This window comes from Micrococcus luteus, from assembly GCF_022664405.1.
Classification (GTDB): Bacteria; Actinomycetota; Actinomycetes; order Actinomycetales; family Micrococcaceae; genus Micrococcus; species Micrococcus luteus.
The window spans coordinates 1-20,491 of record NZ_JAKRLB010000025.1 but is presented as its reverse complement, the minus strand read 5'-3'; the positions used below and the strand labels follow the sequence as shown (position 1 = coordinate 20,491).

Annotated in this window: 26 protein-coding genes and 1 tRNA gene; 10 read left to right on the top strand and 17 right to left on the bottom strand. The window is 71.4% G+C overall.

Annotated elements, in window-relative coordinates; translation table 11 throughout:
- Positions 1-80 precede the first annotated feature (80 nt).
- Together MF605_RS10530 and MF605_RS10525 are read right to left on the bottom strand one after the other, a co-directional pair.
- Positions 81-1,763: an ABC transporter substrate-binding protein gene (locus MF605_RS10530; RefSeq protein WP_134417031.1), complete on the bottom strand. Its 1,683-nt coding sequence runs from the start codon at positions 1,761-1,763 to the stop codon at positions 81-83.
- A 154-nt stretch (positions 1,764-1,917) separates the two neighbouring features.
- The gene (locus MF605_RS10525) at positions 1,918-2,841 is read right to left on the bottom strand and encodes a glycerophosphodiester phosphodiesterase (protein ID WP_134417032.1); all 924 of its coding nucleotides are present in this window, start codon (positions 2,839-2,841) and stop codon (positions 1,918-1,920) included.
- A 100-nt stretch (positions 2,842-2,941) separates the two neighbouring features.
- Here MF605_RS10525 and MF605_RS10520 point away from each other — a divergent pair, with 100 nt between their 5' ends.
- A complete protein-coding gene (locus tag MF605_RS10520; RefSeq protein WP_134417033.1) occupies positions 2,942-4,219 on the top strand; it encodes a DUF445 domain-containing protein in 1,278 nt (425 codons plus the stop codon).
- Between the two features lie 128 nt (positions 4,220-4,347).
- Here the strand turns inward: MF605_RS10520 and MF605_RS10515 are convergent, their stop codons facing one another.
- The gene (locus MF605_RS10515) at positions 4,348-5,247 is read right to left on the bottom strand and encodes a hypothetical protein (RefSeq protein ID WP_134417034.1); all 900 of its coding nucleotides are present in this window, start codon (positions 5,245-5,247) and stop codon (positions 4,348-4,350) included.
- A 33-nt stretch (positions 5,248-5,280) separates the two neighbouring features.
- Complete coding sequence (locus MF605_RS10510) at positions 5,281-6,006, bottom strand: alpha/beta hydrolase (protein WP_036383543.1); 726 nt, start codon at positions 6,004-6,006, stop codon at positions 5,281-5,283.
- A gap of 560 nt (positions 6,007-6,566) precedes the next feature.
- Here MF605_RS10510 and MF605_RS10505 point away from each other — a divergent pair.
- Positions 6,567-6,728 (top strand): hypothetical protein, encoded by a 162-nt coding sequence (locus tag MF605_RS10505; protein WP_166795279.1) that lies wholly within the window; start codon positions 6,567-6,569, stop codon positions 6,726-6,728.
- A gap of 42 nt (positions 6,729-6,770) precedes the next feature.
- Positions 6,771-7,022, top strand: coding sequence for a hypothetical protein (locus MF605_RS10500; protein ID WP_069941076.1), 252 nt, complete (start codon positions 6,771-6,773; stop codon positions 7,020-7,022).
- An 82-nt stretch (positions 7,023-7,104) separates the two neighbouring features.
- On the opposite strand, the gene MF605_RS10495 is transcribed toward MF605_RS10500, so the two are convergent.
- The 7 genes from MF605_RS10495 to MF605_RS10470 all read right to left on the bottom strand — a co-directional run bounded on the left by MF605_RS10495 (position 7,105) and on the right by MF605_RS10470 (position 10,363).
- Complete coding sequence (locus MF605_RS10495) at positions 7,105-7,755, bottom strand: hypothetical protein (RefSeq protein ID WP_069941077.1); 651 nt, start codon at positions 7,753-7,755, stop codon at positions 7,105-7,107.
- A gap of 80 nt (positions 7,756-7,835) precedes the next feature.
- Positions 7,836-8,309: a helix-turn-helix transcriptional regulator gene (locus MF605_RS10490; RefSeq protein ID WP_166795280.1), complete on the bottom strand. Its 474-nt coding sequence runs from the start codon at positions 8,307-8,309 to the stop codon at positions 7,836-7,838.
- A 62-nt stretch (positions 8,310-8,371) separates the two neighbouring features.
- Positions 8,372-8,500 (bottom strand): hypothetical protein, encoded by a 129-nt coding sequence (locus MF605_RS12020; RefSeq protein WP_256093403.1) that lies wholly within the window; start codon positions 8,498-8,500, stop codon positions 8,372-8,374.
- A gap of 35 nt (positions 8,501-8,535) precedes the next feature.
- Complete coding sequence (locus MF605_RS10485) at positions 8,536-8,751, bottom strand: hypothetical protein (RefSeq protein ID WP_069941079.1); 216 nt, start codon at positions 8,749-8,751, stop codon at positions 8,536-8,538.
- 301 nt (positions 8,752-9,052) lie between these two features.
- Positions 9,053-9,745 carry a hypothetical protein gene (locus MF605_RS10480; protein ID WP_134417036.1) on the bottom strand — a complete coding sequence of 231 codons (693 nt, stop codon included), beginning with the start codon at positions 9,743-9,745 and terminating at the stop codon, positions 9,053-9,055.
- A 46-nt stretch (positions 9,746-9,791) separates the two neighbouring features.
- Positions 9,792-10,145, bottom strand: coding sequence for a hypothetical protein (locus MF605_RS10475; protein ID WP_069941082.1), 354 nt, complete (start codon positions 10,143-10,145; stop codon positions 9,792-9,794).
- Positions 10,142-10,363, bottom strand: a complete 222-nt coding sequence (locus tag MF605_RS10470) for a helix-turn-helix transcriptional regulator (protein WP_069941083.1) — start codon at positions 10,361-10,363, stop codon at positions 10,142-10,144. Before MF605_RS10470 ends, MF605_RS10475 begins: the two co-directional genes overlap by 4 nt.
- A gap of 169 nt (positions 10,364-10,532) precedes the next feature.
- On the opposite strand from MF605_RS10470, the gene MF605_RS10465 reads away from it, so the two are divergent.
- The 4 genes from MF605_RS10465 to MF605_RS10450 all read left to right on the top strand — a co-directional run bounded on the left by MF605_RS10465 (position 10,533) and on the right by MF605_RS10450 (position 12,996).
- Positions 10,533-11,036, top strand: a complete 504-nt coding sequence (locus MF605_RS10465) for a helix-turn-helix domain-containing protein (protein WP_241246541.1) — start codon at positions 10,533-10,535, stop codon at positions 11,034-11,036.
- 2 nt (positions 11,037-11,038) lie between these two features.
- Positions 11,039-11,638 carry a hypothetical protein gene (locus MF605_RS10460; protein ID WP_134417037.1) on the top strand — a complete coding sequence of 200 codons (600 nt, stop codon included), beginning with the start codon at positions 11,039-11,041 and terminating at the stop codon, positions 11,636-11,638.
- Between the two features lie 66 nt (positions 11,639-11,704).
- On the top strand, positions 11,705-12,235 hold the full coding sequence (locus tag MF605_RS10455) for a site-specific integrase (RefSeq protein ID WP_241246540.1): 531 nt from the start codon (positions 11,705-11,707) through the stop codon (positions 12,233-12,235).
- Entirely contained in the window at positions 12,232-12,996 is a 765-nt protein-coding gene (locus MF605_RS10450) for a hypothetical protein (protein WP_134417039.1), read from the top strand. The genes MF605_RS10455 and MF605_RS10450 overlap by 4 nt, the downstream gene beginning before the upstream one ends.
- A gap of 92 nt (positions 12,997-13,088) precedes the next feature.
- On the opposite strand, the gene MF605_RS10445 is transcribed toward MF605_RS10450, so the two are convergent.
- Positions 13,089-13,161, bottom strand: a tRNA-Lys gene (locus MF605_RS10445).
- Between the two features lie 158 nt (positions 13,162-13,319).
- On the opposite strand from MF605_RS10445, the gene MF605_RS10440 reads away from it, so the two are divergent.
- From MF605_RS10440 to MF605_RS10430, 3 genes are all read left to right on the top strand, one after another.
- Positions 13,320-13,994 carry a hypothetical protein gene (locus MF605_RS10440; protein WP_041103592.1) on the top strand — a complete coding sequence of 225 codons (675 nt, stop codon included), beginning with the start codon at positions 13,320-13,322 and terminating at the stop codon, positions 13,992-13,994.
- Between the two features lie 139 nt (positions 13,995-14,133).
- Complete coding sequence (locus tag MF605_RS10435) at positions 14,134-14,760, top strand: hypothetical protein (RefSeq protein ID WP_036314859.1); 627 nt, start codon at positions 14,134-14,136, stop codon at positions 14,758-14,760.
- A 15-nt stretch (positions 14,761-14,775) separates the two neighbouring features.
- Positions 14,776-15,801, top strand: a complete 1,026-nt coding sequence (locus MF605_RS10430; protein WP_134417040.1) for an inorganic phosphate transporter — start codon at positions 14,776-14,778, stop codon at positions 15,799-15,801.
- A gap of 92 nt (positions 15,802-15,893) precedes the next feature.
- Here the strand turns inward: MF605_RS10430 and pstB are convergent, their stop codons facing one another.
- From pstB to MF605_RS10405, 5 genes are all read right to left on the bottom strand, one after another.
- Positions 15,894-16,673, bottom strand: a complete 780-nt coding sequence (gene pstB, locus MF605_RS10425; protein WP_069941086.1) for a phosphate ABC transporter ATP-binding protein PstB — start codon at positions 16,671-16,673, stop codon at positions 15,894-15,896.
- Positions 16,674-16,759: 86 nt separating this feature from the next.
- A complete protein-coding gene (gene pstA, locus MF605_RS10420; protein WP_036384203.1) occupies positions 16,760-17,941 on the bottom strand; it encodes a phosphate ABC transporter permease PstA in 1,182 nt (393 codons plus the stop codon).
- A 1-nt stretch (position 17,942) separates the two neighbouring features.
- Positions 17,943-18,899, bottom strand: a complete 957-nt coding sequence (pstC, locus tag MF605_RS10415; protein WP_044658633.1) for a phosphate ABC transporter permease subunit PstC — start codon at positions 18,897-18,899, stop codon at positions 17,943-17,945.
- Positions 18,900-19,033: 134 nt separating this feature from the next.
- Positions 19,034-20,146 (bottom strand): phosphate ABC transporter substrate-binding protein PstS, encoded by a 1,113-nt coding sequence (pstS, locus tag MF605_RS10410; protein ID WP_036384202.1) that lies wholly within the window; start codon positions 20,144-20,146, stop codon positions 19,034-19,036.
- 213 nt (positions 20,147-20,359) lie between these two features.
- The coding region (locus MF605_RS10405; RefSeq protein WP_141843713.1) for an integrase core domain-containing protein at positions 20,360-20,491 on the bottom strand (132 nt) is incomplete at its 5' end.

Sequence of the window (20,491 nt, the reverse complement as noted above, 5' to 3'; positions counted from 1 at the left end):
GCGGAACTCGGTGGCGCCCTGGGGCATCCGCCGCGGCGCCGTCGTCGCCGGTGGGGCGGGTCGTCCCCGGCCCGCCGGGCTCACTCGGTCAGGTCGATCTCGTTGAAGACCTCGTCGTTGACCGGGCTCGCCGGGTAGGAGGCCACGCGCTTGTCGAAGGCCAGCGACGGGGCCGGGTGGGCGAGCGGGACCGCCGGGACGATCTCGGAGATCTGCTCGTTGATCTCCTGGTACTTCGGCGTCTGCTCCTCGAGCGTCGGGATCTGGCGGGCCTCCGCGAGGGCGGAGAACAGCTCCTCGTCGGTGAAGCCGAACTCGGGCTTCTCCTGGCCGAAGAACACGCCCACGAAGTTGTCCGTGTCGTTGTAGTCACCGGTCCAGCCGAGCAGGTGGATGCCGTGGTCCGAGGTGCCCTGCACCTGGTCGAGGTAGTCCGGGCTCCACTTGGCCGGCTTCGCGTTCACCGTGATGCCCACCTCGGCCAGCTGGCTCGAGAGGTTGGAGAACGCCTGCTCGGGGGTCGGCATGTACGGGCGCGAGACGCCGGTGGGGTAGTTGAAGTCGATCGTGAAGCCGTCCGGGTAGCCGGCCTCGGCGAGCAGCGCCTTGGCCTTGGCGGGGTCGTGCTCGTACGTGGTGACGTCCTCGCTGTACCCGTTCACGGACTTCGGGATGAACTGGGTGGCGGGCTCCGTGCCCTCGGGGAGGGTCTGCGCGATGAGGGCGTCCTTGTCGATCGCGTGGGCGATCGCCTGGCGCACCCTGACGTCCTGGAGCTCCTCCTTCTCCTGGTTCAGGCCCAGGTAGAGGATGGTGAACGGGTCGCGGGCCACCACGGTGAAGCCGGCCTCGGACAGGGCCGCGGTGTCCGCGGGGGCCACGAGGTCGTAGCCGTCGATGTCCCCGGCCTCGAGCGCCTGACGGCGGGCCACCGGGTCGTCGATCACGCGGAAGGTGATGTCCGTGACCTCGCCGCCCTCGCCCCAGTAGTCCTCGTTGGCGGTGAGCTTGACGTCCTCGCCCACGCTCCAGGACTCGAACTTGTAGGGGCCGGTGCCGGTGGGGTGTGCCCGGGCGTACTCGGACATCTGGGGCGACTCGGCGGTGCCGCCGACCTCGTCCGCCTTGTACTCCTCGAGCGCCTTCGGCGACTGCATGGCGAAGGCCGGCAGGGACAGGGAGGAGATGAAGCCCGCGAACGGCTGCGCCAGCGTGATCTTCACCTCGTGCTCGCCGGTGGCCTCGCACTCCTGGTAGACGGCGTCCTCGGGCTTGTCCGCGAAGCCGCGGAACAGCTTGCCGTAGTAGTACGAGAGGGTCTCCGACTGCTGGATGCCCGTGAAGTTGTACCAGCGGTCGAAGTTGGCGCACACGGCCTCCCCGTTGAACGGCTCGCCGTCGTGGAAGGTCACGCCCTCCTTCAGCTGGAACGTGTGGGTCAGGCCGTCCTCCGAGGACTCCCAGGACTCGGCCAGCAGCGGCGCGGGGTCCGCGGTGCCCGGCTTCGTGCCCACGAGGCCCTCGAAGATCTGACGGGAGACCCGGAAGGTCTCGCCGTCGGAGGCGAAGGCCGGGTCCAGGGTCTTCGGGTCGGAGGAGGCGGCGAAGATGAACGAGCCGTCCACTTGGGCGGCGTCGCCCCCGCCCGAGCCGCCGGAGCCGCCGCCGTCGCGCTGGCTCTGGGCGCAGCCGGTGACGAGCAGGGCGCCGGCCGCGGTGAGCGCGGCGGCGGACAGGAGTCGGTGACGCAGACGGGTGGCCATGGGGGCTCCTCCGGGAGAGGTCTCAGCCGAGACGCGGGTGCGAGGGGACCGCGCCGTCGGGTGTGACCTCGGGCACGCTCCTGGACGTGACTATAGCCACAAGCGCGGGCAGGAACGCAACGCAGGCCGCGTCTGCGCGTGCGGCACGGCGCCCTCAGGCCCCGGTGGGCACCCGCTCCCGACGCGCGGCGGCCCGCTCGCGGACCCAGCGCAGCACGTCCTCCGGACGGTTGGTGGTGAGCTCCTGCACCCCCTGGGCGAGGAGGAAATCGGCGTCCTCGCGCTCGTCGACGGTCCACACCCGCAGCCGCCGCCCCGCCGCCAGCCACGCCTTCACGTCCGCCAGGTGCTCCCGCACGTAGGCCACGGAGGGCCCCGCCATCCCGGCCCGGCCGCGCCAGACGAGCGCCTCGGACCCCGCCAGCGACTGACGCGCCGCCGCACGCACCGCCGCCCGGCTCAGCGGCCCCCGCGCGAGCCGGGTCGGCAGCTCCGTCGGCATGAGGTCCATCAGGGGGCAGAGGGGGTCCGTGCCGGCCAGCGGAGCCACGTGGCGCAGCGCGTCCGGGTGGAAGCTCATGAGGGACACCTGCACCTGACCCACCCGGCCGGTCTCCGGGTCCCAGCCGGCCCGCAGCAGCTCCCGCAGCACCCGCTCCTCGAGCTCATGCCCGAACGGGGAGGGGTGCTTGAGCTCCACGGCCAGTCGCAGCGGCCGGTCCGCGGCCGTCGCGATCGCCAGGAGGTCGGCCAGGGTGAGCACCTGTTCCCCCGCGCCGCCGTACGCGGCGGGCGGCGCCGTCGTCGTGGCGGGCTCGGCCCCCGGACGCCGGGCGTGCCACGAGACGACGTCGAGGCCGCGCAGACGATCCAGCGTGTGGTCCGCGACCGCGCCGTGCCCGTCCGAGGTGCGATCCACGGTGGGGTCGTGCCAGCAGACGACCTCACGGTCCCGCGTGAGCTGGACGTCGCATTCGAGACCGTCCGCGCCCACGGCGAGGGCGTGGAGCATGGCGGCGCGGGTGTGCTCGGGGAAGGCGGCGGAGGCACCGCGGTGGGCGATCACGAGGGCGGGCACGCCGCCAGGCTAGGGAGCGCGTGTGCCGACCACGTCACCGCAGGGTGCCCGGCTGGTTAACTGGTGGGGACCATTCGGTGCACGCGATCAGGAGCCTCCCGTGTCCTTCTCCCCCGACCCCGCCCAGCAGCTGCTCAGCGCCGGTGCCCTCGAACGCGCGGCGGGCCTGCGGCGCATGAAGGCCGTCGCCCTGGGGCTGCTCATCCTGCTGGCCGTGGTGTTCGTGGTCGCGTTCCCGTTGCAGGACACCCACCCGGTGTGGGGCTACGTGCGCGCCGCCGCGGAGGGCGGCATGGTCGGCGCACTGGCGGACTGGTTCGCGGTCACGGCGCTGTTCCGCCACCCGATGGGTGTGCCCGTGCCGCACACCGCCCTGATCCCGCGGAAGAAGGACCAGCTCGGCGCCGCGCTGACCGAGTTCGTGCAGGAGAACTTCCTGGACTCGGAGGTCGCCCACGAGAAGGTCGACGGACTGAAGGTGGCCGAGGCCGCCGGCGGCTGGCTGCGCCGTGAGGAGAACGCGGCCCGCACCGCCCGGGAGATCGCGACGGCGGCCCGGGGCGCCATGGCCGCGGCCGACGACGACGCCGTCCAGGAGCTGCTGCGCCAGCTGATGGAACGCCACATGGTGGCCCCGGACTGGTCCCCCACGCTCGCGGGCGTGCTGGAGGACGTGGTGGCCGGACGGCACCACGAGCGCGTGGTGGACCTCGTGGTCGCCCACACCGGGGACTGGGTGGCCGCCCACCCCGAGCTGTTCGTCGAGACGGTGCGCCGTCGCTCCCCCGAGTGGAGCCCGGACCTCGTGGACCGCCTCCTCGCCGAGAGACTGCACGCCGAGACCCTCAAGTATCTCGCCGGCATCCGCCGCGACCGGCAGCACGAGGCCCGCCGCGCCGTCGACGACTGGCTCGACCGCCTCGCCGACGAGATGCGGAACGAGCCCGCCACCCGCGCCTCGGTGGAGCGGTTCAAGCGGAACCTGTTCGCGGACGAACGGCTGCGTGCGTGGGCCGGGCGGGCCCGGGTCTCCCTGCGGGACTTGCTCCTGGACGCGCTCGAGGACCCGTCCTCCGACCTGCATCGCGCGCTCGTGGCCGCCCTGCGCGACCTCGGCGCCCGCCTGCAGGAGGACCCCGAGCTGCGCGACCGCGTGGACGGCCACGCCCGCCGCGCCGCGGCGTATGCGCTGAGCTCCTACGGCCCGGCGCTCACCGGGGTGATCGAGGAGACGGTCGCCCGCTGGGACGGCGAGCAGACCGCGCGCACCCTCGAGCTGTTCGTGGGCAAGGATCTGCAGTTCATCCGCATCAACGGCTCGGTCGTCGGCGCGCTCGCGGGCCTGGCGATCCACGGGGTGGCGACACTGTTCCTCTGAGACGGACCCGCTGCCCCGCACTTTCGAACGTGACATGGGGCGAATGGGCGCTTTCGAACGTGAGATAGGGCCTCTCTCACGTTCGAAAGCGCGGGGGCGGGGGCGACGGACGCGCGGGGGCGGGGCCGTCAGGCGGCGGGCTTGCCCTTCTTCTGCCTGTCGTCCTTCTCGTCCTTGCCGCCGGGCAGGGCGCGACGGATCGCGCCGAAGACGCCGCCGTCGTCCTTGGCGCCCGCCGACTCCCCCTCGGCGCGCCCCTGTGCGGCGCCCTCGCGGATCTCGCCGGGGATCACCATCGGCAGGGGGCTGAAGAGCTCCGCGGCGTTCTCCATCACGGCCTTGCCCATGGCGCGGTTGCCCACGCCGCCGATCACGGCGCCCACGCCGAACGGCACGGCGCGGCCCACGAAGCCGGCACCCTGCCGCAGGCGCATCTTGCGCATGAACGTCCTCTTGAGGCGATCCACCACGAACGCGCTGATGCCGGTGCCCGATGCGGTGCCCGCGAGCGCGTTGAGGCTGGACTGCGGGTCGTAGGGACGGCCGGCCTTGGCGGCGGCCTCGCGGAGCAGCTCCTTGGCGTCGTCGCCGAGCATGAGGCCCATGACGAGGGCCTGGGCGCGCTGCGGGTCCTGCGTGGTGATGCCGTGCAGCTCGGCGAGGGACTGCGCGTAGAGGGCGGTGGCCTCCATGAAGCCGGCGACCGCGACACCGGACAGGCCGAGCGCGGCCACGGTGCCGATGCCCGGGACGATCGCGGTGCCGCCCACGGCGGCACCGGCCCCCGTGACGGTGGTCAGGTACTGCTGCCCGAGCCGCTCGGCGAGACGCTCCGGGCTCTCCCCCGGGTGCTTCGCCGCCATGCGCTGGATGTTCTTCAGGACCAGGGGGCGCTGGACCGCCAACACCGTGGAGAGGGCCTTCTCGAAGCCCTCCGTGGGCTCGCCGTTCTCATCGAGTGCCGACTTCAGCCCGAAGTCCTTCACCTTCCCGGACGCGTACCGGCCGATCGTCGAGTTCTTTGCCATGCGCGCCACAGTATCGGCGCGCGACCCCCGCGGTCAGGACCCGGGCGTCGCCGCGCGCAGGGAGTGCTCGAGGAAGATGCGCACGTCACGGACCTCGTCGGGGCCGGTCCCGTGCAAGATCCCGGGGTAGGTGCGCACGGTCAGGCGGGTGTGCTCCTCGGCCCACGCGCGGGTGTGGGCGACGGCGTCCGGATGGATCACGGGATCCTCGGCGTCCCGGCCCCAGAAGAACGGGCGCGGGCCCGGTCCCTCGGCCGGGGAGTCGAGCATGGCCAGCAGCTCGTTGTCGACGGCGAAGCCGCTCAGGCCCACACCGCAGGTGAACGCCTCGGGGCGCAGACGCAGGACCGTCGTCGCCATGGCCATGCCCTGGGAGAAGCCGAGCACCGAGACCGTGCGGAAGCCGGCCGCCACGACCTCCTCGGCGGAGAGCACGTCGAACACGCGGTGGGCGGCGGCGAGCACCTGGGCGAAGTCGGACTGCAGCAGCAGGTCGAGCAGGAACCAGCCGTGCGCGCCGGGGTCGCCCGGGCCTTCGGACGCCGTCTCGTCGATCTCGAAGCCGCCGCGCACCGCCAGGCCGGTGCACCGCTCCGGGAGCATCGGGAAGTGGCGGCGCGCCGCGCGGACCTCGTTGGAGCCGTAGCCGTGGAACACGAGCACCAGGTCCGTGCCCGCGCGCTCCGCCGGCGGGCGCGACCACACCACGCTGTGGCCGGAGCTGATCGTCTCGGTGACTGGTGCGGGCGTGGGGCTCATGGCTCCATCCTAGGGAGGACCCCCGACCGGGCGTCATGCCTGGTCAGGGGCCGCTTTCCGGTGGGCCCTGCGGGGATCGAACCCGCGACCGGCGGATTCTCGAGGTCTGGTCCTGGACAGTACGCACGGGGTCCCGTGCCCCGCATGATTCCGCGGATTCCGCGGCCCCGCCCTCCGCTGTTGGCCCTGTCGGAACACGTTGTTTCCGGACGTTTAGGGTGGGTAAAGGGTGGGCTGTTCACAGGTGTTCGGCGGCACCATGGGAGACTCCCCGTATGACGACGCGCCCGCGCTCCGCCACGCTCACCGCCCTTGCCTGGTTGGCCGCCCTGTCCCTCTCCGGGTGCGGGGGCGATGACGCGGGGCCACGCTCCGCCGCCCCTACCTCCGCGACTCCCACCCCTGCCCCCGCGGCCGTGGAACAGGCCGCCCGGGCTACGTGCATGGACCTCCTACGCGCTCAGGAGCGGAACAGCGCGGGCCGCCCAGGCCAGTTCGCATTGCTGGACGTCAAGTTCCAGGGGCCATTCCTAGAGGGATACGCGCCAGGCCACCCTCCCGTGACCGTCTACAACGCCACAGCGGACTACAGCACCCAGCCGACTGGAAGTAGAGACGCGCAGAGCATGGCCCCCCAGTCCTACACCCGCACGTGCACCTACACGCCCGCCCATGGAGACTCCCGGGCCAAGGCCGAGTGGGGGCCGAACCGTCACCGCTGACCCGCCGCAGACCCGGCAACGGCCAGCCCCCATACTCATCGCATGTGGCTACTGATTCTTAGCATCCTCCTCATCGTGGGCGGCCTCGTGCTCGGTGTGCTCGGCCTAAGAGCGGCCCCGCCGGTCTACTTCGAGGACAACGGGGATGGCACCGCGACATTTCACAACGAGATGGAGCCGGGCCAGGGCGCGGACATTCAGCGCAAGGCCCAGCGTCTGACAAGTTGGGGCCTCATCCTGAGTTCCTCGGGCGGTGTCCTAAGCGTCCTCCCGTCGCTGTTCGGAGTTTCCTAGGTCCACGGCTATCAGCCCCAGGACGACGGCGGCCCCGCCGCCCGGTGAGGGGCAACGGGGCCGCAGGTGGCCGGTAGGTCGGTCAGGCGGTGGTGTCGGGGTCCACGGTGGTGGACCCGGCGGCCTGGACGGCCAAGGCAGCGGCCACAGCACCGTTCAGGCCTCCGGCCCCCGGGATGCCCTGGGCCTCTGCCTCGGCATCGTCCAGGGTCACGGCGAGGCCGGCCAGCGTGGGGGCCTCGGCCAGGGCGGCGGCCATGTCCGTGTCCTCGGTGATCGCGGCGTAGCGGGCCAGGGTGGCGCGCTCCAGGCGGTCCCCCAGCGCGGGGGTGGCGGCCGGGTCCCCGCCGTTCACGGCCAGGTAGGTGGGTGCCCACTCACGGACCGCCTGGAGGGTTGGGACGTCGGCGGTGGCCACGATCTGGTCCAGGGTAGCCCCCGCGCCCAGGCGCATCTCCACGCGCCGCCAGACGTCGGCGGTGGAGCCGGTGGGGCCAGGGACCTTGGCCAAGGCCATGGCGTTCAGGCGGGCCGCCCGTTCGTAGTCGTCACGGATCGGGCGGAGGGCCTGGGCGTAGGCCGCACGGGCGGCGGCCTCGCGGTCCTGGCGCTGGCGGGTCAGGGCCTCCGGGGTGAGGTCCGGGTCCTGGTAGGTGCGGGCCGTCTGCACGGCCGCGTAGTAGGCGTGACGGACTGCGGTCAGGTTGGCGGTGATGGTCTGTGTGGTTGTCATGCCGGCGGGTCCTTTCGAGTAGGGGTGAGGAGCAGGGACGGGGCCGCGCGGGGGTGCCCGTTCACTGGGGCTCGGCGCAGTCACCGGGCGTCCTCGGCAGCGAGAGCGGCGTAGACGTGATCCAGGCGGCGAACCACGGCGGAGACGTTGCGGGTGGCGGCCAAGGCGTCCAGGTCCTCCATGTGCGGGTCCGCCTGGTCCAGGAGGGCGTGCGCGGCATCCAGGACGTCGGCCACGACAGCCAGAGCCTCCGGAGTGAGGGCAGCGGATACGGATGGGTCCATGGGCTCCACTGGCCAGCCGGCGAGGCGGGCCAGGTGCGCGAGAGATAGCCGCGGGCCAGACGGGGTGATCTTCCCGGCCGGAGTGAGGGCCTGGAGGACACTGGCGGCCATGCGGCCCGTGAGCGGGTCCATGACGGCCACGCGGCCGACGTCTTGCAAGCGGGGCGTCCGGGTGCCCGCCTCCAGGTACTTGAGCCAGCGGAGGGAGACCCCCATCCGGTCCGCGGCCTGGGCCTGGGTAAGACCCGCGCCGCGGCGGAGTGCGCGCATTTCACGCCCGAACGGTGCCGCGTCAAGGGCACTGGTCAGGGGCACAGAGGCGGGCTGGCGGCTCATGCGCGGTCCTCCCAGTCGGCCTCGGCGAGGTTCAGGCGGGCGGCCAGGGCGGCGACGTTGACGGCCAGCATGGTGCGGAGGTCGGCGGGGGTGGGTTGTGCCGGGTGGGTGGTGGTGGTGCTCATGGTGTGCTCCTCGCGGTGGAACAGGGTGGGCGTGGTCAGGTGTGGGCCTGGGAGTCGTCGGCCGTGGTGGCGGTGATGCCGGCCAAGTCCTCGGCGTGCTGCGCCACGATGTCCGCGACGATGCGGGCCATGGCTTCGGCGTCTTTGGCCGCGGCGTCGGCGACGGCTGCCAAGTCCTCGGCATTTCTGGCTGCGGTGTCCAGGTAGCGGCCGCTGGCGTGCTGGTCCTCGGCGGGGTGCGTGCGGATCACCGGCGGTCCTCCAGGCTGGGGAGGCGGTCCAGCGTCGGGCGGGCGTCCTGCGCCGCGCTCGAGGCCGTTGCGGGCGTTCTGGCTGGCGTGGGGGCATCGGGGGCGGGGATGCCGTGGCGGGCGGCCAGGACAGCGAAGAACGGGGCTGCGGTGCGGAGGGTCCCCGCAGGGATGCGGCGGTGGTGTCTGGTGGCGGTGGTGACCATGGTCAGTTCCTAGGTGCTGGGCCTCCAGGCGTAGAGGCGGATGGATCGGGGCCACGGGGTGCGTGGTAGGTGGGGCGGCGGTCGTGCGGGGAGGGTCAGGCGGTGAGGGCGTCGGGGTCCTCGGTGTAGTGCTCGGCGGCCCATGCCAGGAGGCGGGCCTCCTGTTCTGCCTTGGAGGGGGTCCTGTCGTCATTCATGGCGTCGGACTCGCGCACGCGCGTACCGGAGTTGGGCTGGGAGGTGATGGGTGGTTCCTCTGGTGGTTCCTCCCGTGTTCCTCCGTGTGGTTCCTGGGTTCTCTTAGGGGGGTCCACGGCGGTCCCCCTCCTAGGTCCACCACGGTCCCCCTGGAGGGGGTCCACGACGGTCCCCCTCTGGGGGTCCACCACGGTCCCTACCTGGGGGTCCATGGCGGTCCCCCTGGCAGTCGCGGGCCGCGCCGTCCAGGTGACGTTCCGCCCTCGGCCGGACGGGACGTAGGTGGTCCCAGGCGCGAGGTTCAGGGCGTATTCCGCACGGATTCCGGCGCGGGCCGTACCGCTGGAGGTGATGGCCCCGGCCTCGGTGAGCGCGGTCAAGGCCTTCACGGTGGTCCGCTTGGCAGAGGCGCGGTTGCCCTCCAGGTCCAGGCCTAGCGCCCGGGCCACGGCCTCCCACCCGCCGTAGTAGACCGGCGGGCGGTCAGAATCGAGGGCGGTCACGGCCATGAACACGAGCGCGTGGAGGTCCCGGTGCGAGAGGCGGCCGCGCCAGTAGGTATAGGCGGCTATGACGTTGCTCGCGCCCATGGGTGCCCTCCTTCCAGGCCTGTGATGCGGGTGGTGGGTGTGCCGCTCATGCGGCGGGAGCGGCGGTGTCCTCCGCAGGGTCCTCGGCCCCCACGGGGACGGCCTCCCAGACGCGGACAGGGCGCGCGGACCCGTCCGGGGACCGCTCCAGGGCCAAGCCCGCAGGACGGATCACACGGGCCGCGTGGAGGTGACGGACGACGGCCCCGAAGTGGGCCGGGTGAACCGGCTCCGGGAGCGCGGCGCGGAGGCGGGCCGGGGTGAACGGCTCCCCCATGGTGCGGGCGGCTGCTGTGGCTGCGCGGACCCATCCGGACGGGAGGCGAGCGCCGGCGGCCGGGGTGCGGGCCTCCACGTCTAGGACGGCGGGGTCCAGGCAGTAGCGGTCGGGGGCGCTCATCGGTCGTCCTCGGCAGCCACCTGGGCGTCCTCCCATGCCTCCACGTCGGCCAGGCGGTACCGGAGGTACTTCCCGACGCGGAACCCGCGGGGGCCGTAGCCGGTGGATCGCCAGTTGTAGACGGTGGCGACCGGGACGCCCACGCGGGCGGCAAGGTCCTGGGGGGACAGGTGGGTGACGGGGCGCGGCGTCGTGACAGTGACGGGGGTGGTGTTCATGGGTGCGGTCCTCTCAATGGGTCCAACGTGGTGTTCTACCGTTGTAAACACGAAACCATGTAACCACGCCTAGTGCTTTACGGTCAACCACGATTTGTGGCACCTTGGAGGCATGACGAACACACCAGAACCACCCGGCGCGGAGACGGAGGCTCGCTTCGTGGCCGCCATGAAGCGCCTCCGAGAGGAGAGCGAGTGGTCACAAGGGGAGATGGCCCGACGCATGACGGAGTTGGGGTGGAAGGGTTTCCACCAGACGACGATTTCCCGGATCGAGAAGGGAGAGCGGCCGGTGAGACTCGGGGAGGCCCAGGGGATCGCGGCGGCCCTCAACGTCACCGTGGATCAGATGATTCACGCGGGTGAGGACAACTTCACCGGAGGGGCGGACCTGGAGCGGGCCGCCGCGGCCGTGCGTGGCCTATACCGCCTCCAGGGGGAGTTCAATACCCGGGTGCAGACCATGACGTGGTTGGTGGATGAGGCCAGGCGCGCCCTGTCCGGGCGGGACCGCGCGGAGGTCGCGGACGACAGGCACCCACTTACCCCCGTCGTTCAGATGGTCCATGCCCGTGCCGTTCGGTACATGGACCACCCGGAACCCGCATCCCTTCGGCCCCTCAACGAGGTTCTGGACCTGGGCGAGGGCGACGCCACAGACGGGGAGGGCTGACCATGCCGCGCCCGCCGTTGGCTGTGGGCACCTGGGGACGCATCAGTGACCCCAAGGAGGTGGCCCCCGGGGTATTCCGCGCTATGGCCAAGGTCCGGGACGTGGACGGGGTGACGCGCAAGGTGGAGGCCCGGGCGTCCTCCAAGGAGCGCGCCCGGCGCGCCCTGGAGGCCCGCCTCCGCGCCCGCACAGCCCCGCCCGCCGGCGAGGTCACCCCGGACACCCGCGTCCGCGACGTCGCCCGCCTATGGCTGGCAGAGGTGGAGGCCCGCGGCCGGGCGGCCAACACCGTGAAGCGGTACCGGATCACCGTGGACCTGCACGTCTGCAAGGCCCGCGGCGGCGTCGGGGAACTCCGGGTGAGGGAATGCACCACGTCCCGGATGGAGGCGTTCCTCCGCGGCATCGCGCGGGACCACGGGGCACCCTCGGCCAAGGTGGCGCGGACGGTCATGTCCGGCGTCCTCGGTCTGGCTGCCCGGCATGACGCCATCCAGGGGAACCCACTCCGAGAGGTGTCCCCCATCTCCGTCCCACGGAAGGAGGTGCGCGCCCTGTCGCCGGCGGACGTCCGGGTCCTGCGGCGGAAGTTGGCGGCCTAGCAGTCGGAGCCACCGGTGAACGGGAGGCGTCGGCGGCCGGACGATCTGCTGGACGTCGTGGACGTCATGTTGGCGACGGGGTGCCGTATCTCGGAGGCGCTGGCCCTGCGGTGGCAGGACGTGGACTTGGACGCCCGGAAGGTGGCCATCACGGGTGCCGTCGTCGTGGCGGGCCGCGGGGGCGCGGTGCGCCAGGATCATCCCAAGTCGGCCGGGTCCGTCCAGACTTACACCGTGGACGCGCACACGGCGGACATGCTCCGCGGCCGGTGGGAACGGTCCATGGACCTGGACCTGGTGTCCCCGATGGTGTTCCCGTCGTCCACGGGGACTGTCCGGGACCCGTCGAACTACCGGAAGCAGTGGCGGACGGCGCGGGAGGCTATCGGATTCGAGTGGGTCACCCCGCACACGTTCCGCAAGACGGTTGCCACGCGGCTGGCGGACGCGGAGGGCCTGGCCGCAGCGTCGGCGTACCTGGGCCACTCCGGGGAGGCTGTGACGCGGACGCACTACCGGGCCAAGGCACCGGAGGCGGCGGACATGACGGCGGCGCTGGCCGGGTTCTGGGAGACCTATGACGAGGAGCAATCATGACTACAACGGGTTTTTCCCCCGATGATGATGATTTCCGACTCTCACCTGAGCAGGCGGAAAGACTGCGCAAGGCGCTTGATCCATTACAAGATTCAATGTTGAAAGCCACGGCCACATTGGGTAAATCACTTGCGACGGCAATGCCATCCCTGAGCCCTAAACTGACCGTTCAATTGACTGAAGTTATGGCGCAGGTGAATCAGCAACTCGCGCCCAGCCTCGCATCCATGGCGGAGGTCACCGCCCAACTGAATCAGCAACTCGCGCCCAGCCTCGCATCCATGGCGGAGGTCACTGCCCAACTGAATCAGCAACTCGCGCCGACGCTGGGCAATGCCGCAGAGGTGCTCGCACAGTTTCAGGCAAAGACTCATATCCTGGTAGGGCGTTTGGACCTCTCAGCCCTTGCGGCCGTGGGACAGGAAATCGCCAGCAGGCCCGACCTCGCCCGCGAGTTGAACCAGGCCGGTTCGAGCAGTGATGACCTCTCCGCCGCGGCTAATTTGGTCATAGCCAGTGTTCCGCCTGAGGGGGACTCCTCCCTATCACCCGAGGCCCTCCGCCTGGGAATATTCGCGGCGGTCACCATCGCATGGTTCGCCGTTGCACTGCCGGTCGCCATGACCGCCCCCGACCCATCACTCGTGAACTGGCTATGGAATCTGGCGACAAGAACGCTGGAGGGGGCTGGCGTGGCCGGGTACGTCGCTCACAAAGTCGTGCCATCGGATGCCGACGAGGCCAGCCAATCGACGGAGTGAATCGGGTGGGTAAAGGGTGGATCGTGGCCACCAGACCCTCACCAGAACGGCCCCTGACCGGGCGTCATGCCTAGTCAGGGGCCGTTTTCCGGTGGGCCCTGCGGGGATCGAACCCGCGACCGGCGGATTAAAAGTCCGATGCTCTGCCAGCTGAGCTAAAGGCCCCCACCCGCGGCCGACGACGACGGCGCGCGGCCGACGACGGCGACCCTCACGGGTGCCCTCCGATGGTAGCCCAGGCGTCCGGGGCACTACCGTGGACGGGGCCGCCGCCTCCGGCGACCACATCCCCACCCCGATGCGCCCTCGAAGGGAGCCCGCCCATGGCACGTCACCGCCTGCCCGCCGGCCGCGGCGCCAGCTCGAGCGCCTCGGGCGTGCTGCGCCCCCACCGGCCCCGCCTCTCGGAACCGCAGGAGCTCACGCACTTCGCCGGCGGCGAAGACCCGCAGGAAGTGGCCGCGGCGGCCTCGCGCCTGGCCCACGCCCTCGTGGCCGGCGGCCGCGCGGAGGAGGACCCGGCCATCGTCGAGCGGCTGGTCGGGCTGGTCCGCGAGCTGGGCGTCGAGACGCTCGCCGAGCTGTGGGCGGACGCCCCGCCCGTCTCGCTCGCCGGCGCCCTGTGGCGCCTGTACGCGCTCCAGGAGGCGACGACCCGCGACGGCGAGCGCTGGGCCGCCTGGTACCGCGCCGGGCATGCCGCCTACGCCTCGCGCGTCGTGGCGGGCGCCGTCGAGCCGCCGGGGCCGGCCGAGCTGCGCCGCCTCACGGACACGATCCTCACGGGCGCCTACCGCTCCGAGATCGACGTCGCGTTCGAGCGCGCCGCGGCCTACGCCCGCGTCGTGGCTCTGGGCCAGGTCGAGCACGCCGAGGGCTCCGAGGCCGCCGCCCCGGACCGCGCCGCCGCCCTCACCCGCCGGGCCGCGCGCCTGGTCAGCACCGCCGACGCCCTGGAGGCGGCGGGTCGAGCGTTTCGGGACGGATCGCTAGACTGATGGGGACGGCGCCGGGCCGCTGGTAACCCCGGGCTCCAACACATAGCCGCTGCGAGCGGCCTTCCGCCGAGAGGCGTTCCCGGTCCGGCGTCGTCGTCGACCCCTTCGCCACCCGTCGACGAGAGAGCGACCGCTGCCCATGTCCCCCCGCATGCCCTGGCTCGTCACGCGCGACACCCCGGCGCTGCGCCACATGGCGGACCTCGCCGAGGCCCTGCACCGGTCCGTGCATCTGGTGGCCCAGGTCGCGGGGACCCGCGGACCCGAGGCGGACCGTGCCGCCCGTGAGCTCGAGGAGCTCGACTCGTCCTCGAGCGCCACCCTCATGGCCTTCCTCACCGCGCTGCGCAGCGCCTACGTGACTCCGCTGCCCCGTCAGGACCTCTACCGGCTGGCCAGCGGCGTGCACGCGACCACCCGGCGCGTCGTGTCGGCGGGCGTGCTGATCCAGCGGGCCGACCTCGAGGAGCTGCCGACGCACGCCCTCGACGTCCTGGAGACCGTGGGGCGGCAGGCCGAGCTGCTCGCCCGCGGCGCCGCCGAGATGCGCGACCTCGACGCCCTGGAGGCCACGTGGATGCAGCTGCTGCGCGCCTCCCGCCGCACGGAGCGGATCATGGTCGAGTGGCTCGCCGACCTCGGCATGGACCTGCTGCAGCGCGACTACAACCGCCAGCGCGAGGTCGCCTGGGCGCTGCACGCGGCGCTCGAGGCCCTCTCCCGCGTGAACATGGACCTGGGCATGGTGCTCGTCCGTGAGTCCTGAGCCGGTGGAGGCGCCGTGACCGCGGGGCTCGCCGTCGTCCTCGTGCTGCTGTGCGCCGTCGGCGCGCTGATGGGTTTCCGCGACGCCCCCAACGCCGCGGCGCTGCCTGTCCGGTACCGGGCGCTGACACCGCGCGGGGCCCTCCTCCTGACCGGAGCGGTCAACACCGTGGGCGCGCTGCTGGGCATCGGGCTCATCACGCTGAGCGTGCACTACTTCACCTCGCCCGCGGTGCGCAGCGAGATCGGCCCCCTGGCCGTGGGCGTGTCCTGCGTGGTGACCCTCGTGTGGGGTCTGCTGCTGTGGTGGCGGCGCCTGCCCGGCTCCAGCACGCACGCGCTGATCTCCGCGCTGGCGGGCAGCCACCTCGCCGTGCGCCTGAGTCTGGACATCGACGTCGCCCACACCATCTTCGACCTCGTCCGCGCCGAGGTGCTGCTCAGCCTGCTGCTCTCGCCCCTGATCGCGTGGGCGCTCGCCCGCCTGCTCACCGCGCCCGCCACGCGGCTCGCCACCCGCGGCACCACGGTCAACGTCCAGCACCGGGCCCGCGTCGCGTTGGGCATCTCCGCCAGCGCCATGGCCATGGGCCACGGCCTGCAGGCCGGTCAGCGCATGGGGGTGCTGTGGGCCGCCGTGCTGGTGGGGTCCGGGTCCGTCCTGGCGCCGGACGCCCTGACGGCCGAGTTCGTGGGGGGCGCGTTCCTGTTCGCCCTCGCGGTCGGGCTCGGCACGCTGGGCGGCGCCTGGCGGATCGCCTGGACCCTCACCGAGCGTCTCGTGCGCCTCGACCCCCTGCGGGCGTCCGTGGCCGCCGTCATCCCCGCGGGCCTGCTGTTCGTCGGATCCCTGGTGTTCCACCTGCCCCTGTCCTCCACCCACACGGCGACGGCGGCCATCGTGGGCGCCGGCCAGACGCAGACCTACGCGTCCGTGCGCTGGCCCACCGTGCTGCGCGTGGTCGGCTGGTGGCTGCTCACGCCGGTGGCCTGCGCCCTCCTCGGCCTCCTCGGCACGCTGGCCCTCCTCCCGCTGGCCTGAGGCCGCGCCCGACGACGACGCCCGGCCCCGCAGACGCCGCGACCCCGCCCGGCGTGCGGCCGGACGGGGTCGGGGACGGAGCGCGGGGCGGCTCAGCCGAAACGGCCGGAGACGTAGTCCTCGGTCTGCTGGCTCGAGGGGTTGTTGAAGATGACGTCGGTGTCGTCGTACTCGATCAGCTTGCCGGGCTTGCCGACGCCCTGGATGTTGAAGAACGCGGTCTTGTCCGCCACGCGCGCGGCCTGCTGCATGTTGTGCGTGACGATGATGACCGTGTACTCCTCCTTGAGCTCGTTGATCAGGTCCTCGACGGCGAGGGTGGAGATCGGGTCGAGCGCGGAGCAGGGCTCGTCCATGAGGATCACGTCGGGCTGCACCGCGATGGAGCGGGCGATGCACAGACGCTGCTGCTGACCGCCGGAGAGGCCGGAGCCGGGCTTGTCGAGGCGGTCCTTGACCTCGTTCCACAGGTTGGCGCCGCGCAGGGACTTCTCCACGAGCTCGTCCGCACGGGACTTGTTCAGGCGGGTGCCGTTGAGCTTGTAGCCGGCCAGCACGTTGTCCCGGATGGACATCGTGGGGAACGGGTTCGGGCGCTGGAAGACCATGCCGATCTGGGAACGGACGCGGACCGGGTCCACACCGGGCCCGTAGATGTCCTCGCCGTCGAGCAGGAGCTGGCCGTCCACGGTGGCGCCGGGGAGCACCTCGTGCATGCGGTTGATGCTGCGCAGGAAAGTGGTCTTGCCGCAGCCGGAGGGGCCGATGAAGGCGGTGACGGAGCGGGGGGCGATGTCGATGTTGACGCCCTCGACGGCCTTGAACTTGCCGTAGAAGACATCGACGTCGATGGCCTGGATGCGCTTGGACATGAGTGGTTCTGTTCCTTCGTGGAAGTCTCTGGGGGGGTGCGACGGGGTCGGGGCCGGCCGCCCGGGGGATTCCGGGCGGCCGGACCTCATCGGCCCTTCTTGGGGGCGAACGCCTTGGCGATGAACCGTGCCGCCAGGTTGAGCAGCATGACGATGGTCACGAGCAGCAGGGCGGCTGCCCAGGCGCGGGCGGTCGAGGGGTCCGCCGCCGTGGGCGAGGTCGGGGCGACCAGCTGGCGGTAGATGTACACCGGCAGCGCGGTCATCCAGTTGTCGAACGGGTTCCAGTTGATGCTGGTGGCGAAGCCGGCCGTCACGAGGATCGGCGCGGTCTCGCCGGCCACGCGGGCGATGGCCAGGGTGACGCCGGAGGCGATGCCGGAGATCGCGGTGGGCAGGACCACCTTGGCGATGGTCTGCCACTTGCGCACGCCGAGGGCGTAGGCGCCCTCGCGCAGCTCGTTGGGCACCACACGGAGCATCTCCTCCGTGGATCGGACGACCACGGGGATCATGAGCACCGAGAGCGCGATCGCGGCCGTGAGACCCATCTGCACGGACTGCAGTGCGGTGGACTTGCTGCCGGTGACCAGGGTCAGGACCCACGTGATCGCGGCGTAGGCGAAGAGGCCGGCCACGATCGAGGGGATGCCGGTCATGACGTCCACGAAGAACACGATGGCGCGGGAGAACCAGCCGCCGCGGCTGTACTCCACCAGGTAGATGGAGGTGAGCATGCCGATCGGCACGGAGATCAGGGTCGCGATGATCGTGATCACGACGGTGCCGATCAGGGCGTGGCCGAAACCGCCCGCGAGCCCGCCGGCGGGCTTGCCGTCCTCCACCCACGCCGAGTCGTCGATGCCGGTGATGCCCTTCATGTCGTACGCCATGATCTGCGGGTTGGCGATCAGGGTCGGCAGACCGGCGGAGAGGACCGACCACAGCACGGAGACCAGCGGCACCAGGGCCACGAGGAACGCCAGCCACACGAGGTTGCGGCACAGGCCGTCTGCGGCGCGGCGCCGGTTCTCCATCACGCGGGTGGCCACGTAGAGCCCCGCGATGTAGAGGATGGCGGCGATGATCACGAAACCGACGACGTTGAAGGCGCCGCTGAGCAGCACGGTCAGGCCGGCGGCGACGACGGCCGCGGCAGCTGCGACGGCCATCCAGGTCCAGCCGGGCTTCTGACCCTCGGTCAGGGAGTGACGCCGCGGCGTCACGCTGTCCTCGGTGGCCCGGGGAGAAGTCGAGACAGTGCTCATGTCAGTTGGCTCCCGAGAATTCCTTGTGCTTGTTCACGATCGCGCGGGCGATCATGTTCACCGCCAGGGTGATGATGAAGAGCATGAGACCGGCAGCGATCAGCTCGTGCAGGCGCATGTTGAACGCCTCGGGGAAGTTGAGCGCGATCTCCGACGGGATCGTCTGGTTCCTGCCGGACTCCACGAGCGACCAGGAGAAGACGCCGCCGGAGAGCACCATGGTGACCGCCATGGTCTCGCCGAGCGCGCGGCCGAGGCCGAGCATGATCGAGGAGACGATGCCGGCCCGGGCGAACGGGAACACGGTCATCTTGATCATCTCCCAGCGCGTGGCGCCGAGGCCGAGCGCGGCCTCCTCGTGGAGCTTCGGGGTCTGGGTGAAGATCTCACGGCAGAGCGCGGTGATGATCGGCAGGACCATCACGGCCAGCACGACGCCCGAGGTCAGCAGGGTACGGCCCGTGGTGGTGGCCGAGCCGCCGAAGAACGGGATGAAGCCCAGGTTCTCGTTGAGCCAGCCGTAGATCGGCACCATCAGCGGAGCGAGCGTCAGCCAGCCCCACACGCCGTAGACCACGGAGGGGATCGCGGCCAGCAGATCGATCACGAAGCCCACCGACTGCGCGATGCGCGGGGGCGCATAGTGCGAGATGAACAGGGCGACACCGATCGCGACCGGGGTGGCGATGAGCAGAGCGATGATCGACACCATCACGGTGCCGGCCATGAGCGGCCACACGTACTGGAAGAAGGAGTCCGCGGACACGAGCTCCGCACCCGGCTGCAGGGCAGGCCATGCCTCCGTCAGGAGGAAGACCGCCACGAAGGCGAGCACGAGCAGGATCAGGACGGCGGCCGCAAGGGCCCCGCCGGAGAGGAGCTTGTCTCCGGCGGCTCCGCGGCGGGGGCCGCGCAGGCTGGACGGCTTCGGTGCCGCCTCGTTGGTGGTTGAGGACACAGTGCCTTCCCTCAGATCGACGTGCGTGGTGATGGACGGGCCGCGACGAACGAGAGCCCTGACGCGGCTTCAGCCGCCGGGCCCGTGGGGCCCGGCGGCCGAAGCGGCGGTGGGTCAGCCGACAAGAAGCGACATCAGCCCTTGACCGAGATGGCCTCGATGCGCTCCATGGCCTTCTTGCGGGTGTCCTCGGAGATCGGGGCGTTGCCCGCGGACTCCTCGGCGGTCTTCTGACCGTCCTCGGACACGACGTACTCGGCGAAGGCCTTGACCTGGTCCACGGTCTCCTGCGACTCGTACTGGTTGCAGTAGATGTGGTAGGAGACCAACACGACGGGGTACACGCCGGACTCGTCGGTGGCGCGGTCGAGCTCGATCGAGCCGTCCTCCTTGGCCTCGGACTTCTCGACGGTCGCGGCCGCGGCCTCGGCGGAGTACTTCACGTACTCCTCGCCGACCTTCACGGACACGGTGCCCAGCTCGCCCACGGCGGAGGCGTCGGCGTAGGTGATGGCGCCCTCGGTCTGGGAGGCCAGGCCCACGACACCCTTGGTGCCCTGGGCGGACTCGGCGGTGATGTCGGACGGCCAGGTCTCGACCTCGTCGTAGGACCAGGCATCGCCGGCGGCCTCGGTGAGGTAGGCGGTGAAGTTCTCGGTGGTGCCCGAGTCGTCGGAACGGTGCACGACGGTGATCGGGGTGTCGGGCAGCTCGACGCCCTCGTTCTGCGCGGCGATGGCCTCGTCGTTCCAGTTCTTGATCTCGCCGGAGAACACCTTGGCGATGGTCTCGGCGTCCATCTTGACCTCATCGACGCCCGGCAGGTTGTAGGCCACGGCGATCGGGGAGATGTAGGCCGGCACGTGGAACGCACCCTCGTCGCCGCAGTTCTCCTTGGCGGACTCAGCCTCCTCCTCCTTGAGGGCGGCGTCGGAGCCGGCGAAGGAGGTGGCGCCGGCGAGGAACTTCTCACGACCGGCACCGGAGCCGTCCGGGGAGTACTGCACGGTCAGGTTCGGAGCGGTCTCGGTGACACCCTGGGTCCAGGCGGTCATGGCCGCCTCCTGCGAGGAGGCGCCGGCGCCGACCAGGTTGCCCTGGACCTCGGAGGTGGTGCCCTGCTCGCCGCCGGCGGAGCCGGAGGCATCGGAGCCGCCGTTGCCGCTGTCCGCGGAGGAGCAGGCGGTCAGGGCGATGGCGGCCACGGACAGGAGGGCGGCGGAGCGGCCGAAGCGGTGAGCCTTCACGAAGAGCCTCTTTCAATCGGATGACGACGGTGAGGGCAGAGCGTCCGGCTGGCCCGGTTCTGCACCGCACCCGACCGTACGGTCCAGAGGTGAATCGAGTGCTCGGCCGGGGTGAACAGATGGTGAACGGGAGCGGCATTCGCAGGAATGATCTGTGCCGTGGGCCACAATGCTTGGTTGAGCCTCGCACGGCGGGGGCACCGCGGCGTCGGACTAGGTGTAAGAGGTCATGACGTTGTTGACTCGGGCCGGGGCCAACGAGGCCGGAGGGGCGTCCCCGCAGGAGGTATGAGGCCGATGGTAGTTGTAGTGGTTCACCCACACGGCCAGCGCCTCACGCCGAGC

Bases quoted from the DNA above. Each gene is read 5' to 3' on its own strand.
- MF605_RS10530 (WP_134417031.1), bottom strand. From the start codon at position 1,763: ATGGCCACCCGTCTGCGTCACCGACTCCTGTCCGCCGCCGCGCTCACC.
- MF605_RS10515 (WP_134417034.1), bottom strand. From the start codon at position 5,247: ATGGCAAAGAACTCGACGATCGGCCGGTACGCGTCCGGGAAGGTGAAG.
- MF605_RS10510 (WP_036383543.1), bottom strand. From the start codon at position 6,006: ATGAGCCCCACGCCCGCACCAGTCACCGAGACGATCAGCTCCGGCCAC.
- MF605_RS10500 (WP_069941076.1), top strand. From the start codon at position 6,771: ATGTGGCTACTGATTCTTAGCATCCTCCTCATCGTGGGCGGCCTCGTG.
- MF605_RS10495 (WP_069941077.1), bottom strand. From the start codon at position 7,755: ATGACAACCACACAGACCATCACCGCCAACCTGACCGCAGTCCGTCAC.
- MF605_RS10490 (WP_166795280.1), bottom strand. From the start codon at position 8,309: ATGCGCGCACTCCGCCGCGGCGCGGGTCTTACCCAGGCCCAGGCCGCG.
- MF605_RS12020 (WP_256093403.1), bottom strand. From the start codon at position 8,500: ATGAGCACCACCACCACCCACCCGGCACAACCCACCCCCGCCGACCTC.
- MF605_RS10480 (WP_134417036.1), bottom strand. From the start codon at position 9,745: ATGGGCGCGAGCAACGTCATAGCCGCCTATACCTACTGGCGCGGCCGC.
- MF605_RS10475 (WP_069941082.1), bottom strand. From the start codon at position 10,145: ATGAGCGCCCCCGACCGCTACTGCCTGGACCCCGCCGTCCTAGACGTG.
- MF605_RS10470 (WP_069941083.1), bottom strand. From the start codon at position 10,363: ATGAACACCACCCCCGTCACTGTCACGACGCCGCGCCCCGTCACCCAC.
- MF605_RS10465 (WP_241246541.1), top strand. From the start codon at position 10,533: ATGAAGCGCCTCCGAGAGGAGAGCGAGTGGTCACAAGGGGAGATGGCC.
- MF605_RS10460 (WP_134417037.1), top strand. From the start codon at position 11,039: ATGCCGCGCCCGCCGTTGGCTGTGGGCACCTGGGGACGCATCAGTGAC.
- MF605_RS10455 (WP_241246540.1), top strand. From the start codon at position 11,705: ATGTTGGCGACGGGGTGCCGTATCTCGGAGGCGCTGGCCCTGCGGTGG.
- MF605_RS10450 (WP_134417039.1), top strand. From the start codon at position 12,232: ATGACTACAACGGGTTTTTCCCCCGATGATGATGATTTCCGACTCTCA.
- MF605_RS10440 (WP_041103592.1), top strand. From the start codon at position 13,320: ATGGCACGTCACCGCCTGCCCGCCGGCCGCGGCGCCAGCTCGAGCGCC.
- MF605_RS10435 (WP_036314859.1), top strand. From the start codon at position 14,134: ATGTCCCCCCGCATGCCCTGGCTCGTCACGCGCGACACCCCGGCGCTG.
- pstB (WP_069941086.1), bottom strand. From the start codon at position 16,673: ATGTCCAAGCGCATCCAGGCCATCGACGTCGATGTCTTCTACGGCAAG.
- pstA (WP_036384203.1), bottom strand. From the start codon at position 17,941: ATGAGCACTGTCTCGACTTCTCCCCGGGCCACCGAGGACAGCGTGACG.